Below are 16,521 nucleotides of genomic sequence, written 5' to 3'. Positions count from 1 at the left end.
AGCTACATATATGCTGGGAAATATGATGCGCAATGTCCATATGAATATGGTATAGAGATCGCAAATTTAATACCAAACTCTACATTTACTACTTTCGGGGAAAGTAACCATAATCCATTTGTTGAGGAAGAGGATAAATTCATGGATTTTGTGAAATCGACACTTAAATGAATTAATTTGGCATTTTTATAGCTAGTAGAAGCGTTTCTTGTTGTGAAAATCATCCATTGATAAAAAGAAAGTAGAACGTATGTGTGGTATAATAGTAGGGTAATAGAATAGGGTAGCTCAAGGGTGGTTGGCTCACTCCCGTTCGAAAGGGGGTGGTGCCATGTCAGTATTCGAAGCACTAATGTTCGCAGTAGCATTCGCAACATTAATTGTGCTAGTACTTTCATTTAACCATAAAAAATAACCCATCCTTGAGTTAGGCGCTCAGATGGGTTACTACTCTCGTCTAGCCAATCCCCTTGAAGGGAACCTGCAGTTACATTGATCGTTTGGTGTTGATCCACCAAACGGTCTTTTTTATTGTACTCAAATTCTAACTTCATTATACCAAAGGGAAATAAGTGAATCAACTCATAGAAAAAGTAGACTTCGTCTTAAGTAAGGTACCTAATTTATTACCATAAAAAATAACCCATCCTTGAGTTAGCGCTCAGATGGGTTACTGCCTGTTCTAGTCAATCCCCTTAAAGGGAACCTGCTGATACATTAATCGTTTGGTGTTGACCCACCAAACGGTCTTTTTATTGTACTCAAATTCTAATATCATTATACAAAATGTAATTTATTGAATCAACGAAAAGGTCGACTCAACTTTTACTGACTATCTTAGCTCTCGATCATTTCCTAACAGCACCCAATGAGAGGAGAGTTCAATGTAATCATCAATTGGGAGTGATTTTATGGATTCATTGCCTTTCTAAAAAACCATCTTTACTTATAAGTGTAGAGTTTAAAGCATATTTGCATCCTTATTATCTTTATCATGTTCAACTGCTTTGATTGTAACAATACCCATTATGACTACCATAAATAAAAATAAAATGACCCACTCTGAGAAACCAAAATTATTAAGCATCTAATTACCTCTCTTTTTTTACATTAAACATAACAAAACTCTGCAGTCAGTTGCTGTCGATTTCACAATTCTAATATAAAAACATTTCGACCTTTTCAGACATGTTTTCAAAAGCGGTCATGTTGCGTAAAGATAAAGTTTTTATGCTTGGTGTACAAGACAGTTGGTATAAATATGAGAATGATTATGTAACGAAAGAGGTTACTCAATGGTTAAAAGAAAACGATATCATATTAGTTGAGTAAACAAGTTTAGCTATCCATAAAAAATAACCCATTATCGAGTTTAGTACTCGAAAGGGTTATTTTTTCGGCTAATTGTTTTGAGGATGCGACTAATAATCGTTGTAAAGGTGAACTTATGTCTAAATTCTTTCGACTTATCGGTAATTCGTAAACTGAGTGTCAATCGGTAAATCCGCTTTTCTTATAGCTGCAATAATTGCTTGTAAGTCATCTCTGTTTTTCCCAGTTACACGGACTTGATCATCTTGAATTTGGCTCTTTACTTTAACGCCACTTTCTTTAATGATTTTGGTGATTTCTCTTGCCATATCTTTATCAATACCTTGAATTAATTTCGTGCGTTGGCGTACAGTTCCACCTGAAGCTCCTTCAATTTTACCGTGATCTAAATTCTTTATAGATACATTTCGCTTATTCAAATTACTTATTAGCACATCTTTCAACTGATCTAATTTATATTCATCATCAGAAATAAGGACAAGTTCCTCGTTGTCTAAAGAAATACTACTTTTACTTCCTTTAAAATCATATCGAGTTTTGAGTTCTTTTGTCGCCAACGCTACTGCATTCTTAACTTCAGAGAAATCAACTTCTGAAACAATATCAAATGAGCTTTCTTTTGCCATATATATAACCTCCAATACTTAATAATTCTACTATATCAAAAAATCTAGAATTTCTCCGCACATAAATTCCACTAGCGTACTTTAAAAGCTATTACTTAACCTTTCTAAAAAATTCTAAGGATTATTCTTAAGTAAAGGAAAATATTTGAATTAAGGATAAACCGTAGCTTCATTCATAGGGAGTGATTTCCATTTGATGTGATATATTAAATTTAGCTATACTTTAAATATGTAAAGGAAAAGAGGGTTGTAAATGCAGTTAACGATTAAAGCCACGGGCGATAATGTGAAGGCGATATCATTTTTGCTGTCAAAAAACCCGGAAAACTTGTATGAGCGAAATCATAAAGGGCATTTAGTGCGCCTTTTTTATAGTAAGTTTACAGAAACAGAGCTTGAGGTGACGATTTTTGTCACACCGGACCCAATTGAATTGGTTCGCAATAATTCCAAGTCAAATGATATTACCCACTATATAAATGATCGTGAGTTTGCAGTAAGTAGTATTTTTTGTTCTTTTATCCGCTCTGCACTTGGCACAGCTTTAAATGGGCAACCAAAAGAGGAACATGTTAAATGGGTGAATCATCCCTTTTCGTTCCAATTTGAATTTGGACCTGTAGCATCTTCTCTTTCAGATAAACAGTTACAAGATTTATTTGAACCGATTGGTTACAAAGTGATGATTACACGACCGGAACTGCAGTATTCTTTCCATATTAAAGACGAGAGTTCGGCTAGATATATTTCTTTAAAAGGTCAGCAAACACTTCAAGATGGCTTGAGACATTTATTTGTTCTGATACCTGTCATCGACAACTATAAACATTACTTTATTGATGAAAAAGAAATTGAAAAGCTGGAGCGGTATGGAGAGGGATGGCTAGAAAATCATCCGATGAAAGAATATATATATCGTCAATCACTCCGATTTAAAGAAGTATATAGTATCGTCGAAAACAAAAAATCAGATGAGGACAGAGAAAATGTTGTTAAAAAGACTCGTTTGAATGAACTTCGTTATGAAAAGATTGTAAGCACCATAAGTCAAATGCAACCGAAAAGCATTGTAGATATTGGCTCTGGGGAAGGAAAGCTCTCTGAACTCCTTGGTTTTGTACAAGGAGTTCAGGAAGTGTTGGCAGTGGAGCCATCCCAGTCAGCTATGCTTAAAGCATTAAAACGCTTTGACAAAGTGAAGGGTCAGTCCAATTTTGTGATGCCAGAAACAATATGGGGCTCACTGTTCTATTATGATGAAAGATTAAAAGGTAAGGATGTTGTTGTCTTGTGCGAGGTCATCGAACATATTGATGAGAGTCGTCTTCCCAAGGTTATGGAAACGATACTTGGGGACTATCAACCTGGAATATTAATTATCACAACACCAAATCGTGAATATAACGAAGTGTACGATATGGAAGGTACTCTTCGTCACACCGATCATCGTTTTGAGTGGACAAGAGCAGAATTTCAACAGTGGTGTGCAGAAAGAAATCATCGAGACACATATAGTCTTAATTTTGAAGGAATTGGTGAAGAACATAACACACAAGGCTTTCCAACACAGATGTGTGTGTTTAAAAGAAAGGAGGATTAATCGTGCAAATCCAATTGCCATCTACAGGGATTGTCTTACTGATTGGACCATCCAACAGCGGAAAGTCAACCTTATTAAATAGCATGATTGAAAAAGAAGTAATATTATCTTCTGAAGTAATTAGCTCAGATGACTTTCGAGTTTTAGTCAGTGATAAAGACTTTATTGAATGGAACGATAGACCAAAGGATGAAGCAGCAAGTCTGATGGATGAATACAGTTCGATTTCCAAAGAAGCCTTTTTAATGATGGATTCAATTATTGAAGCTCGATGTCGTTTAAATAAATTAACGTTTGTAGATGCAACTCATTTACACTCTGATGATCGTAAACGATATATTAGTTTGGCTCGTAAAAATAATGTACCAATCTTAGCTCTTGTTCTAGATGTACCTGAAATCGAACTAATAATTAGAGATGAACAACGAGATAAACCACGGGGAAAAAGACGTATCAAACAACAATACCAAACGTTTAAAAGAGAAAAAGGGTTTATCAAAAAAGAAGGATATTTATCTGTTTACAGCATTAAGGAAACAAATAATCTCGAGTTCATTCGACGCAGTAGCTCGATTGAAATAGACATTCAACATGGAATTGATATTATTGGGGATATTCATGGTTGCTATGACGAAATGATTACCTTGCTTGAAGAGTTGGGTTATCAAAAAGATTTAAATGGTCTTTATATCCATCCTGAAAGAAGAAAATTTGTTTCCATAGGAGACGTCATGAGTAGAGGTCCTCATTCACTTAAGACGATGCTTTTTTTCTACGCACATGTTCAACAGCATGCTGCCTATATGGTAGACAGTAATCATGGTTGGAAAATTGCAAGATGGCTTGAGGGAAGAGATGTAACAATGAGCCATGGAGATGAAAAAGTTATAGAGGAATTTATTTCCTATGAAGCGGAAAATGGAATTGAAAAAACACATCAAACAAAACAGACACTAAAAGAATTTCTTTTAAAAGCTCCATCCCATTATGTCTTTACCAAGAATGGTGTTCAAACACTAATTTGTGCACATGCGGGTATTAAAGATGACATGATCGGTAAGGAATCTGATTCCGTAAGTGATTTCTGTCGTTTTGGAGATACATGTGGGTTTGATGAAAAAGGGAATCTACACCGTAAAGATTGGACCGTTAACCATAAAGGAAGTTCACTTATTGTCTGGGGACATGATCCGAAGCCCCGACCATTAGTGATCAACAATACAATCAATATTGATCAAGGTGTTGTTTTTGGTGGAGCATTAACTGCTTTCCGGTATCCAGAAGAGGAGTTTGTTTCGGTAAACGCAAATCATGATTACTCAGGAGACACAAACAATCCATTAAAAGAGTGGGAGAAAACCCGTTTTAATCCGCCAAACCTAGCAAAGTTTATTAACGGATTTTCTGTAAATACCGAAGAACTAGGTGAAATTAAAATTCATCAAGATAATGTAAAACCTGCGATTGATACAGTTTCACACTTTACCATTCCGATTGAACAATTAATTTATATTCCTCCAACTATGATTCCGACACCCGCTTCATCCGCATTAGATGACTACTTGGAGCATCCGAAAGAAGCAATGGATTACTATAGAGGTCAAGGCATTCAAACTATGGTGGCTGAAAAGAAACACATGGGAAGTAGAGGGATTTTATTCCTGTTTAAAGATATTGAATCTGCTATCAAGCATACAACTATTGAGTCACTAGGAGTCATTTACTCAAGAAGTGGGAAACGCTTCTTTGATACAGAAACAGAAGAACAAATTGTTTCAAAAATTAATCTTGAATTACATGATAAAGGATATTTTGATAAGCATAATACTGACTATTTGATTCTAGACGCTGAAATCATGCCATGGAACCTTAAAGCGAAAGAGTTAATCAGCAGCCAATATGCCCATGTTGCGGAAAATGCAATTCTTGATCGCACAAAGCTGAAGGAAAAGATTGAAGTTGTTGTTGGTCAAAATGACGAATTAAATGTTTGGCTGCATGAATACGAAGAGAAATTGAATAATGCTCATACTTTTAGTGAAGTATTTCAAAAGTATTGTTGGACGATTGAAGATATCAATTCCATTCAAATAGCACCATTCCATTTACTAGCACATAGTAATCAAACATTCTTTGATTAGCCACATACATGGCATATGGGAATGAATCGTGAATTTGCAAATCAATCCAAAATATTTGTAGTGACAGATTACAAAGTCATAACAGATGAAACAAGTGAAGAAGAAGTCATTAAATGGTGGAATGATATGACAAGTGATGGACATGAAGGGATTGTTATTAAACCAGAATTTTATGTAGCAAGAAATAAAGGCAAATTACTTCAACCCGCTATCAAAGTGAGAGGGAGAAAATACCTTAAAATCATTTATGGTATGGATTATTTACTACCACAAAATCTTAATAGGTTAAAGTCTAGAAATACTGGTAGAAAGCAAAAAATGGCCCTTAAAGAATTTGCGTTAGGAGTCGAAGGCATACAAAGATATGTTCAAAAGGAATCAATTGAAAGAGTTCATGAATGTGTTCTAGGTACTTTAGCATTGGAATCAGACATTGTAGATCCTAGATTATAAAAAGCAACATATCAATTGGTTACAGAGATTGAATTGTGTTATATGAATAGCAACAAGGAATGAATAATGCACAATTGTGATATTTATTCTGAAATATAAAAGGCAGCCGAGATTATATCTTGGGCTGCCTTTATAGATGTCAAAAAACATTAATTCGAGCTCTAAAAATAAAAAACAGATTTTTATTAAGTTGTTTGATATATAACCTAACTAAAGTTTATTGAGAAAATCAACCTTCTTCTCAATTCTATCAAGCTGATTTTTACGTCTTTTGTTAGAACGTACAATTGAAATAATGAATCCGATGATTCCTGCCAAAATAGCAAGTAATATGAGTTGGAAGAGCGCATCACCGATATTAAAAAACTGCACGGTATGTTCACTTGTTAAGATTAATATCATATAATTTCTATCCTTTTCATATTCATTTAGTTATTTCTATCGTCACGAACATTTCTCACAAATAAAAATTCCTTCATTTTTCAAATATGCTTTGATTTCTGTAAATCCTTTACGCTTTGGGAATTTTAGTTTTACGAAAACCACTTCATCATCTTTAATGTCACTTTGACAAACCGAACATTTTGGATTCTCTCCGAACATCGATAACATCTCCAATTAAATTTAAGTGTTTTGTTTAAATACGTTTGAATGAAAGTAAGGTTTCCTAAATAGACAAAAAATGTTAATGTTACTTACAATCTATCATAAATTTAATTTAGTTGGAATGCGAAATGAAAATTGGGGGATCCATATGGAATTTGATTTAAAGCAAAGGAAGAGAGACCGAGAATTACCTGCTAAACGTGAACAACTTTTACAAAATGCGTTAGCAGACCTAACTGCAGATTTAAATGTGATCGCTATTTATCTCGCAGGATCTCTTGGAAGAGGAGATTTTGATCTGTACTCTGATATTGATATACATGTAGTTGTTAAAGAAGGCACTAAAAAGGAATTTATACTTGATAAGAAAAATCGGGCTGCAAAGTGGGGGAATGTGTTATTTTACGAAGGCATCTCGGCTAGCCCCGTAATCGTCACTCATTACGATAATTTTATTAAAGTGGATAGCTGGTATCATACGTTAGATGAAATTGAGCCATCTATTTGGTTAAAAGGAATAAAACCATTGTATGATCCTTCTGAAATTCTTAACCCGATAATAGAGGAGGTTTCGAATAAACAACTAGTACTTGAAGAAGCTGATGTAACCTATTGGAAAACAAAAGTATTAGCATTTATGCACGAAACATACCGTTCAACCATGCGTAATGAAATATACTATGCACTCTCCAATTTAGATCGCGTACGATGGTTAATTGCAGATGGATGGTATATGGAAATGGAACGACATTTGGACAGCTCATATGGGGTATGGTCCAAAATTGAAGGATCTCGCAGTCAACTGAGTGAAGAACAACTTGAAATATTAGCATCATGGGACTGTAACCGAGATGCCACTAGAATTTTTGAAACCATGAGTAAGATGTATCCAGAACTCCTGCGTTTAAATAGCGCGTTATGTCAAAAAGTAAACATAGATGCAGAGAATGAGAAGTTTAAGACCATATTAAAAATGGTTTTATAATTTTATGCGATTTTGAAATTCTGCGGCCGGATATTTCCGGTCGTTTTTTATTTTTATCAAGCTGATTATTAGAGGATTTCAACTTAAGCATGTATTATTTCTTAATGAAAGCTTTTAATTCAAAGTATTTTTCGATTAATTATAAGGAGTGAAACAATTTGTCATCTAATGAAAAGAAAACATTTAATCATATACCATTATCCGTTCTTGATTTAGCACCAATTAATGTAGGTAGTAATGCAGGGCAATCATTTAAAAATAGTGTTGAATTGGCACAACATGTAGAAAAATTAGGTTTTAATCGCTATTGGCTAGCAGAGCATCATAATATGCCTGGTATCGCGAGTTCTGCAACCTCCGTCATCATTGGCCATATCGCCAGCGCAACAAACCACATCCGTGTAGGTTCAGGAGGCATTATGTTGCCTAACCACGCACCTTTGGTCATTGCAGAACAGTTTGGAACACTTGAATCATTATATCCTGGTCGAATTGATTTGGGTCTTGGTCGAGCACCAGGAAGTGATCAAGCAACTGCGTATGCGCTTCGTCGTACTTTGCAAAGTACAGGAGATGATTTCCCTGCTCAAGTAGAAGAACTAGAATCTTTCTTTGATCAAGGACTTGCAGGAAGAGTTCGCGCATTTCCAGGTGAAGGGCTAGATATTCCACTTTGGCTTTTAGGGTCAAGTGGCTTTAGCGCTAAACTAGCTGCAGAAAAAGGACTTCCTTTTTCATTTGCTAGTCATTTTTCAAACGATTACACATTACCAGCAATGCAGATATACCACCAACATTTCAAGCCATCGAAAGTGCTGAAGGAACCTTATGCTATGCTCGGTGTTAATGTGATTGCAGCAGATACAGATGAAAGAGCTAAATGGTTGGCAACTTCTCAGCAACAACAAATGTTCGATTTGATGAGAGGGATGCCAAAACAATTCCAACCACCTATTGATGATCTTAATGCAGCGTGGACAATGAGAGAACAAGCAACATTTGAAGAAAAACTTGCATCTACCTCAACGATAGTTGGTAGTCCTGAAACAGTGAAACGAAAACTTGAAAGCTTTATTAAAGCTACCAGAGCAAACGAAATCATTATCAACTCACACATTTTCCACCAGGAAGACCGATTACGTTCTTATGAACTTGTTGCAGAGATGATGGATTAATTTTAAATGGCATGACTTCTGATGAAAACGGGTAGAGATTTAAGAATCGACTGAGCGTTTTACAGTAGGAGGCTATTACATGGCAGGTTATATTTTTGATTTAGATGGAACCATATATCTGGGAGATAAATTAATTGACGGAGCTTTAGAAACATATAATTATTTGATTTCAAATGAACATAAAGTGGTGTTTGTGACAAATAAACCAATTGCCTCTCAAGAAGACTACCATCAAAAACTAACAAAATTTGGATTTGATGTAACTGTCAATCAAATTATAAATTCAAGTTATGCTACTGCGATTTATCTAACCAAATATGCAGATCGAGAAGACAAAGTTTATGTCGTAGGAGAGCAGCCGCTAATGGACGAGTTGAATCAAGCGGAAATCGGGATGACAGATAACCCGTTAGATGCAAATTATGTTGTCGTGAGCTGGGACCGCCAATTCACATATGACAAATTAAATAATATGTATCAAGCATGGAAAAATGGCGCGAAGATTGTTGCGACTAATCCAGATCGTACATGTCCAGTAGATGGTGGTGAAGTACCAGACTGTGGTTCAATTATGGCTGCTTTTACTGCAGCCTCTGGTCATGAAATAACAGAGATCGGTGGTAAGCCTTCTCGTCTTATGGCTGATTTGGTTCTAGAAGAAGTGCTACAAATGCCCGCAAATGAATGTTTCTTGATTGGAGATCGATTAGAAACCGATATTCTCATGGGGAATAATGCACTGCTAACCACCATCTTAGTATTATCCGGTGTCACTACTGAAGAAATGGAGAAGGATTCAACAATTAAAGCTAATTACACATTACCAAGTGTAAAAGAATTACCAGACTTGATTGAAAAAACACTGAATCGAGTTTGACATATTAAAAAAATACAAATGCAGGCTTTCCAATAAATACTAGTTAAATCAAGTAGAGAGAAACAATTATTGTTTCTTCTCTGCTTGTTTTTTTATTGGGCATTTTCCAAAATAGTCTTCGAGGTTGTTTAACTCCTATACGGGAAAGAAAAATAAGAATTTATCATATCAAAGCCTGTATTTTTCTGCTTTTAATAAATTTCTATTTTAGTTAGTTATAGATTTTAGTGCAAGGCGGCGACTCCTGCGGGAATAGCATGAGCTGAAGGCCCCACAAGAACGAAGTGATGAGGAGACTGAAGCCATGCCCGCGGAAAGCGTCCGTCTGAAACGGTTGTAAAGAGTATTTTTATAAAAATTAACAACTACAAATTCTTTTATAAGAATTTCCTTTTAAATATAAAAGAACATAAATAAAATCGATTTATTTCACAAATTTAATCAATTCAAATCAATAATTTGATGATTTTATATACATACTACAAGTATGGTAATGAATATGTTTGCATTCCTAGCCAATTTAAGAGGAGGAAATATCACATATGAGCATAAGTAATGAAATTCATTCGTTAAAAGAATACAGTAGTGGGTCACGAAATGTCTTAAGTATGTATTTAAATACCAACCCAGGTGACCATGAACAAACAAATGGTGCATGGAAAATTCATTTAAAAAATGGCATGAAAGACTTAGAAAAATTTTTAGCCGGTTCAGATAAAGAAGAAGAATTGAAGTCATTTCAAGGGTTAAAGAAAAAAGTAATGAGTGAAATAGAAGACAATAAAGAGGATTTGCACAAAGGCGTTGTTATTTTTGCTTCTGACAACCCAGAACTTTGGTCCGTTCATTATGTTCAAGTCCCGGTTAAGACAAGTTTTGATTGGGAAGACAAGCCTGTGCTTGAACAATTTGAATACATGTATAAAGCATATCCAGAAGCAGCAATTGTATTACCTAGCTTTGGGGAAGTACGAATTCTTGATACGGCAATGGGATTTCTTCGGGACGATTTATCATTTGTATTTGATCCGAACCTAGAAACTTGGGGAGAGGAAAAGAAAATGGATTTCACCGGGAAGCATGTTATTGGGAGTAGTAAAGTGGATTTCATTGAATCTCGACTTAGAGAGAATTTGAACAGATTTTATAAAGGAATGGGTACACATGTTGAACGCTTAATGAAAGAACGAAGTTGGAAAGAGGTTCATGTAGCAGGGGAAGCAGAATTAGCCATTGCGTTTTCTGAAAATCTTAGAAAAAAACCAGAAAGTTGTATTTATAAAAATCTAAATAACAGCAAACCGCATGAAATTATCCATCAAGTTTTTGAGAAATAATCAGATAAATGTATTCTTAAAATCCTTCTTGATTCCTGGAAGGATTTTTTATATTGTTTCAATGAAATATGTCCTATATAGTTATCGTATTGAATGAAAATTCAGAATACAATAACAAGAAAAGGGGACAAACGTTTGAATAAACATGTAAAGGAATTTTTAATGTTTCCTGATGTATTGATTATGCTAACACTATTTCTAATCGTTGCTGGATTCACCGTTTCACATCTTAATGAATTGGCAACATGGATTGCAATTGCAGTTGGAGCAATCGTATATGCATTAAGTGAATACGGAATACACCGTTTTGTTTTTCATATGAAAACGCCAGAAAATCCTTTTTTATTAAAAATGATCAAACGATTACATTTTGATCACCATGAAAACCCAACAGATTTACATCTATTATTTTTACCTTTATGGTTCAGTATTCCAAGCTTTGCAATTACAGTTCTCCTAACGTTTTGGATTACATCAAATCTTGTTTTAACAATTGCATTTGCAACAGGTTTAATTGGCTACTTCTTATTTTATGAATGGAAACACTTTGTTGCACATAAGCCTCTGCAGCCACTAACTAAACTTGGCAAAGAGATAAAAAATGCTCATTTATGGCATCATTTCAAAAACGAAAATTATTGGTATGGCGTAACGCATACAACGATTGACAAGACGTTCGGAACTTTTAAGGATCAAGCGTTAGTTGAAAAAAGTGAGACGGCTCGAAATTTAGAAAAGAGAGTCTAGTTTTTAGGACACTCGGATTCCAAGCATGAAGTTAATCAAATCATCAAGTTCTTGACTATAAGCGACTACTTCAGGATGAGTAAAACCTAAAACCTGTGCTTTCTTATACATATTTACTTTTCTTTCATTAATGATTAGAGCCAATTGGCTACTCTTACTAATTGTTTTCATAATTCCTCCTAAGCAATATGCAACATAATTTAAATTGAATAAATTTATTTTAAATGATGGATATTAAAAAAACTGTCGAACTGTGCAAAGGATAATAAAATTCATAAATTCGTCACAAATTAAAGTCATTTCGACTTTTTCTTACAATTTGAAGGAAATTAAAAACGCAACTCACGGAATTTTTTCGTGAGTTGCGTTTCTTATTCTTCGTCAATTGTAATGATTATGGTCAAATCACCTGTGTCTTTTATGTGGACTGGCAGTTTAAACGCATGTTGAAAACCAAATAATCTTGTATGACCAACCATAACTGTTGGAGGGGTAATGTCTAATTCAATGTCGCTTTGTGCAGCGAAAGTACATAAATTCCCTGAAATCATATTCCCAAGTTCTCCTGTGAAGGACTCTAGCATTTCGCCTTCTAGTTCCATACCGAACATAGTAGCTCCAATACTGCTAAATGTTTTAGGAGTGGAATCAATGACAATTCTCCCTTTAATATCCCCGATCATACCAACTAAAACACCCATCTCTTGCTGTTCGAAGGGTTGAGCCATTAAAGAAGGGGGTTTAACATCAATTTCTAAAGGGATTACGGATTTTAATGATTGTATGATACCGTTTAAAACGGTTTGAATATGTTTTGAGGTACTCAAGAATCCACTCACCCATCTTTATACTTTTTTTCATTTTAGCATGAATATTAAAATAATTATATACGTTTTTTATGAAAAGTCTCAAAAAATTGTAAACATTTAGGGGTTTTCTCCCTCGAAGGACGTACAATTATTGCATGATACGACATATTTAAACATGGTATGATAGAGCGAGATCATTTTAAAAGGGGTTCACATTCACATGTCATTATTTGAAGAAAAAATGGGTCAACTTATAACAAATACTTCGATTGCTCAAAATTCTTTTCAATCTACTCAAGATGAGGATCGTATAAATAAAACAAATTTATTCGCGCACAAAATTTTGGAGCGTGAATTTACCATAGGTTTTGCAGGTCATTTTTCAGCTGGTAAATCAAGCATGATTAATGCTTTAACAGGAGAACAATTACTCCCTTCAAGTCCAATACCAACGAGCGCCAACATTGTCAAAGTCCATAAAGCAAAAGAGGATTTTGCTATTGTATATAGGAAAGAACTCCATCCGGTTAAGTTTTCGGGAGATTATGATTTTGATACCGTGAAAAACTTTTGTAAAGACGGCGAGTCTATTTCTCAAATTGAAATTGGACATAAAACCTCGATATTACCTGAAGGTGTAACTGTAATGGATACTCCAGGTGTAGATTCTACGGATGATGCTCATCGACTATCAACTGAATCGGCACTTCATTTAGCCGATATTGTTTTTTATATGATGGATTACAATCACGTTCAATCTGAATTAAATTTCGGATTCACAAAGCAACTATTAAAATATAATGAAAATGTTTATTTAATTGTCAATCAAATCGACAAACATCGTGATCGTGAGTTAAGTTTTGAAGACTTTAAAAAATCGGTTCATCAATCATTTTTAGAATGGGGCGTCAAACCTAAGAACATCTTTTTCACAACACTAAAACAACTTGATCATCCAAATAATGATTTATCAGAAGTTAAAGAAATTGTGATAGATAGTATGAGCAATTGGAAAGAACATTTGGCAGGTACGTCTGATCGGACACTAGAGAAGCTTAAAGATGAACATGTTTCATACCTAGAAAGTGAAATTGAAGAATGTAAAAATACTTTCGCTGATATTCTTTCTGAGGCTGAATGGAAATCAAAAGATGAGATTCTAGAAGAGGCAAGTAGATATGAAAAACAATCATCCTTATTAGATTCTGATGTATGGATAAGATCGTTTGAAACGAATCGGAAATCATTGTTAGATAATGCAACACTAGTTCCGTATGAGCTTCGAGATAAACTAAAACAATATTTAGAAGCAAAACAAAAGAACTTTAAAGTTGGTGTTTTGTTTAGTGGGAAAAAGACCGAAGAAGAACGAAACCAACGAGCAGAGGCTGTTAAACTAGAATATTCAAAAGTTATTCAATCACAAATTGTAGGTCACATAAAGTCTTTGATGAAACAGTCATTAAAAGACGTTGGATTATTGAATGACGAAGAATCTATAACAATTGATGAAAAGGAATTCAATCCATCCATTCAATTAATAGATGATCAAGTTCGTGAAGGTGCATTATTGACGGCTGACTCCGTATTAAATTTTGCAAATGCCGTAGCAGATGCGACTCGTAAATGGTTTATCCAACAAACTGATCCATGGAAAATTGAGGTAGCTGCTCAGATTAACGAGCTTCCTGACGATCATTATGGACTAGCTGACACAAAATTATCTGAGTACCAAGAAAAAGCTTTAGCCATTCGTTCGATAGAAGAATTGGAAAATCACTTGGAGAAATTTAATAAAGAAAATACAAAGCCTTCAAAAGAAACATTATCTCATGCTGAAGAAATTAAAAATCGATGGCTGAACGAATTCCGTGAAAAGGAAGAATCTATCCAACCATACCAGGCTGCAGATTTTGAAGAATTTAAATCTGATGAACTTGTTCAAACTGATCACTTTGAATCCAAAACTGTTGAAAGTTATCCAGTAGAACAAACTATTGATCGAGCAAATGACGTCGCTAGCGCTATTTCATCCATACATGGTTTTCAAGAAACAGCAACTTTCTTAAAGAAAAAAGCAGAGAGACTGGGGAAAAAGGATTTCACTATTGCATTGTTTGGTGCATTCAGTGCAGGTAAATCTTCATTTTCGAATGCTTTACTTGGAGAAAATGTATTACCTGTTTCTCCAAATCCAACGACAGCTGCCATTACAAAAATACGTCCTGTATCGGATGTACATCATCATGAAACAGCAGATGTTCACTTTAAAACAGAAGACCAACTATTACTTGATGTCCAACTTTCATACAAAAAAGTGGGCATGGAAATTGCTTCTTTAGAACAAGCATATAAAGAGTCGCAAAATTTAGGGGAATTAGAAGGAGTAGGGGATGAATCACGCGTTCACCTTGCTTTTATAAAAGCCTTTGAAACAGGATACTCATCTCTGAAACAAAATTTAGGAACAACTTTACGTGTAAATCGAGAAGATTTTGAGCAATTTGTTGCGCAAGAAAGCAAAAGTTGTTTCGTCGATACCATTGATTTTTATTTCGATTGCGATGTGACCCGCTTAGGAGTAACACTAGTGGATACACCTGGTGCAGATTCGATCAATGCACGACATACTGGTGTAGCTTTTGAATATATTCGAAATGCTGATGCAATTTTGTTTATTACGTATTATAATCATGCATTTGCACGTGCAGATCGTGAATTCTTAATTCAACTTGGGCGAATAAAAGATGCTTTTGAATTAGATAAAATGTTTTTCATTGTCAATGCGATTGATCTAGCTGCAAGTAAAGATGAAGCAGATGAAGTGAAAAACTATGTGGCAGCGGAGTTACAGAAGTTTGGTATACGTTTCCCACGATTATTTGGTGTATCGAGTTTGCAAGCACTACAAGAGAAACAACAAAAAGAAAATCTTGCATCAGGCATGAGTCAGTTTGAGCAGTCGTTCCATCATTTCCTATCTGATGAGATTAAATCATTAGCTGTATTAGCTTTAAAAGAGGAAACTGAAAAGACCGTCGAAAACCTTAAGAATTTGATTGACAAAACAGAGTTGAATTTACTTCGTAAAGAAGAAAGACTCGTTGAATTGAGTAAATTAGAACAAACCATTCGGTCGAGGTATGCGAAATCCTTTGCTTCTGTCATGACAAAAGAAGCCTATCAAGAATTAGATGATTTACTTCACTATGTACTACAACGAGTGTACTATCGCTTTTCAGATTTCTTTAAAGAGTCTTATAACCCAGCTGTCTTTTCATCAAAATCGTCGAGCGACGCGTTGCAATACGCATTAACAGAGACATTAGCTATGTTAAGTTTTGATTTTGAACAAGAAATGAGAGTTACCAACTTCCGTTTAAGTCAATGGATTGAGAAGAAACTTGCTCAAAGACAAATGGAAGAAACACGCATATTAAAAGAATATAACCGTGATTTTTCAATTGTCCCATATGAAATAAACAAAATGGAACTTCTCGAGTTCAACGGTCCATTTGAAGATAGTTCACCTTATCAACATGTGAAAAGTTATTATAAAAACAATAAAGCTTTTTTTGAAAAGAATGAGAAAGTTAAGTTACGTGAAGCGTTAGAAGAAGCAACAAAAGTTGAAGCAAAAACCTTCTTATCAAATGAAAACAAGAAGTTACGTCAGTGGATCGATCACAATATTGAGTTAGAAGCAGAGGGACTTAGACAATTACTATTACAACAATCGATTAATCAAATTGAATCCGAACGTCTGGTGCTTAAGGAGTCTAACCAGTTAACTCAATGGAAGACTATTTTCGACAAATTAAAGTGATAGAGGA

The 16,521-nt window shown here is 34.8% G+C and carries 12 protein-coding genes and 1 pseudogene; 10 read left to right on the top strand and 3 right to left on the bottom strand.

The window, feature by feature from the left end:
* Nucleotides 1–171, top strand: a 171-nt coding sequence (locus AC3EA5_RS06225) for an alpha/beta fold hydrolase (protein ID WP_488607536.1), incomplete at its 5' end; no start/stop codon positions are given.
* Between the two features lie 1,035 nt (nt 172–1,206).
* Nucleotides 1,207–1,332 (top strand): hypothetical protein, encoded by a 126-nt coding sequence (locus tag AC3EA5_RS06220; RefSeq protein WP_488607525.1) that lies wholly within the window; start codon nt 1,207–1,209, stop codon nt 1,330–1,332.
* Nucleotides 1,333–1,466: 134 nt separating this feature from the next.
* On the opposite strand, the gene AC3EA5_RS06215 is transcribed toward AC3EA5_RS06220, so the two are convergent.
* Nucleotides 1,467–1,958, bottom strand: a complete 492-nt coding sequence (locus tag AC3EA5_RS06215; protein ID WP_488607524.1) for a YajQ family cyclic di-GMP-binding protein — start codon at nt 1,956–1,958, stop codon at nt 1,467–1,469.
* 253 nt (nt 1,959–2,211) lie between these two features.
* On the opposite strand from AC3EA5_RS06215, the gene AC3EA5_RS06210 reads away from it, so the two are divergent.
* From AC3EA5_RS06210 to AC3EA5_RS06180, 7 genes and pseudogenes are all read left to right on the top strand, one after another.
* Nucleotides 2,212–3,558: a 3' terminal RNA ribose 2'-O-methyltransferase Hen1 gene (locus tag AC3EA5_RS06210; protein WP_488607523.1), complete on the top strand. Its 1,347-nt coding sequence runs from the start codon at nt 2,212–2,214 to the stop codon at nt 3,556–3,558.
* Nucleotides 3,559–3,560: 2 nt separating this feature from the next.
* Nucleotides 3,561–6,152: pseudogene (locus AC3EA5_RS06205) on the top strand (polynucleotide kinase-phosphatase).
* Between the two features lie 754 nt (nt 6,153–6,906).
* A complete protein-coding gene (locus AC3EA5_RS06200; protein ID WP_488607522.1) occupies nt 6,907–7,743 on the top strand; it encodes a nucleotidyltransferase domain-containing protein in 837 nt (278 codons plus the stop codon).
* Nucleotides 7,744–7,901: 158 nt separating this feature from the next.
* Nucleotides 7,902–8,918 carry an LLM class flavin-dependent oxidoreductase gene (locus AC3EA5_RS06195; RefSeq protein ID WP_488607521.1) on the top strand — a complete coding sequence of 339 codons (1,017 nt, stop codon included), beginning with the start codon at nt 7,902–7,904 and terminating at the stop codon, nt 8,916–8,918.
* Nucleotides 8,919–8,997: 79 nt separating this feature from the next.
* Nucleotides 8,998–9,795, top strand: coding sequence for an HAD-IIA family hydrolase (locus AC3EA5_RS06190; protein WP_488607520.1), 798 nt, complete (start codon nt 8,998–9,000; stop codon nt 9,793–9,795).
* Between the two features lie 542 nt (nt 9,796–10,337).
* Nucleotides 10,338–11,132 (top strand): VLRF1 family aeRF1-type release factor, encoded by a 795-nt coding sequence (locus AC3EA5_RS06185; protein ID WP_488607519.1) that lies wholly within the window; start codon nt 10,338–10,340, stop codon nt 11,130–11,132.
* 93 nt (nt 11,133–11,225) lie between these two features.
* A complete protein-coding gene (locus AC3EA5_RS06180; protein ID WP_488607518.1) occupies nt 11,226–11,879 on the top strand; it encodes a sterol desaturase family protein in 654 nt (217 codons plus the stop codon).
* 3 nt (nt 11,880–11,882) lie between these two features.
* Here AC3EA5_RS06180 and AC3EA5_RS06175 read toward each other — a convergent pair whose 3' ends face one another.
* Both AC3EA5_RS06175 and AC3EA5_RS06170 read right to left on the bottom strand, forming a co-directional pair.
* Nucleotides 11,883–12,050, bottom strand: coding sequence for a Spo0E family sporulation regulatory protein-aspartic acid phosphatase (locus AC3EA5_RS06175; protein ID WP_488607517.1), 168 nt, complete (start codon nt 12,048–12,050; stop codon nt 11,883–11,885).
* A 200-nt stretch (nt 12,051–12,250) separates the two neighbouring features.
* Nucleotides 12,251–12,706, bottom strand: coding sequence for a chemotaxis protein CheX (locus tag AC3EA5_RS06170; RefSeq protein WP_394187883.1), 456 nt, complete (start codon nt 12,704–12,706; stop codon nt 12,251–12,253).
* 202 nt (nt 12,707–12,908) lie between these two features.
* On the opposite strand from AC3EA5_RS06170, the gene AC3EA5_RS06165 reads away from it, so the two are divergent.
* Nucleotides 12,909–16,514 carry a dynamin family protein gene (locus tag AC3EA5_RS06165; protein ID WP_488607516.1) on the top strand — a complete coding sequence of 1,202 codons (3,606 nt, stop codon included), beginning with the start codon at nt 12,909–12,911 and terminating at the stop codon, nt 16,512–16,514.
* Nucleotides 16,515–16,521: the final 7 nt, after the last annotated feature.

It is taken from the genome of Paenisporosarcina sp. (assembly GCF_057785155.1).
Note: the sequence above shows the minus strand (reverse complement) of the source record. Positions and strands in the feature narration are given on the sequence as shown.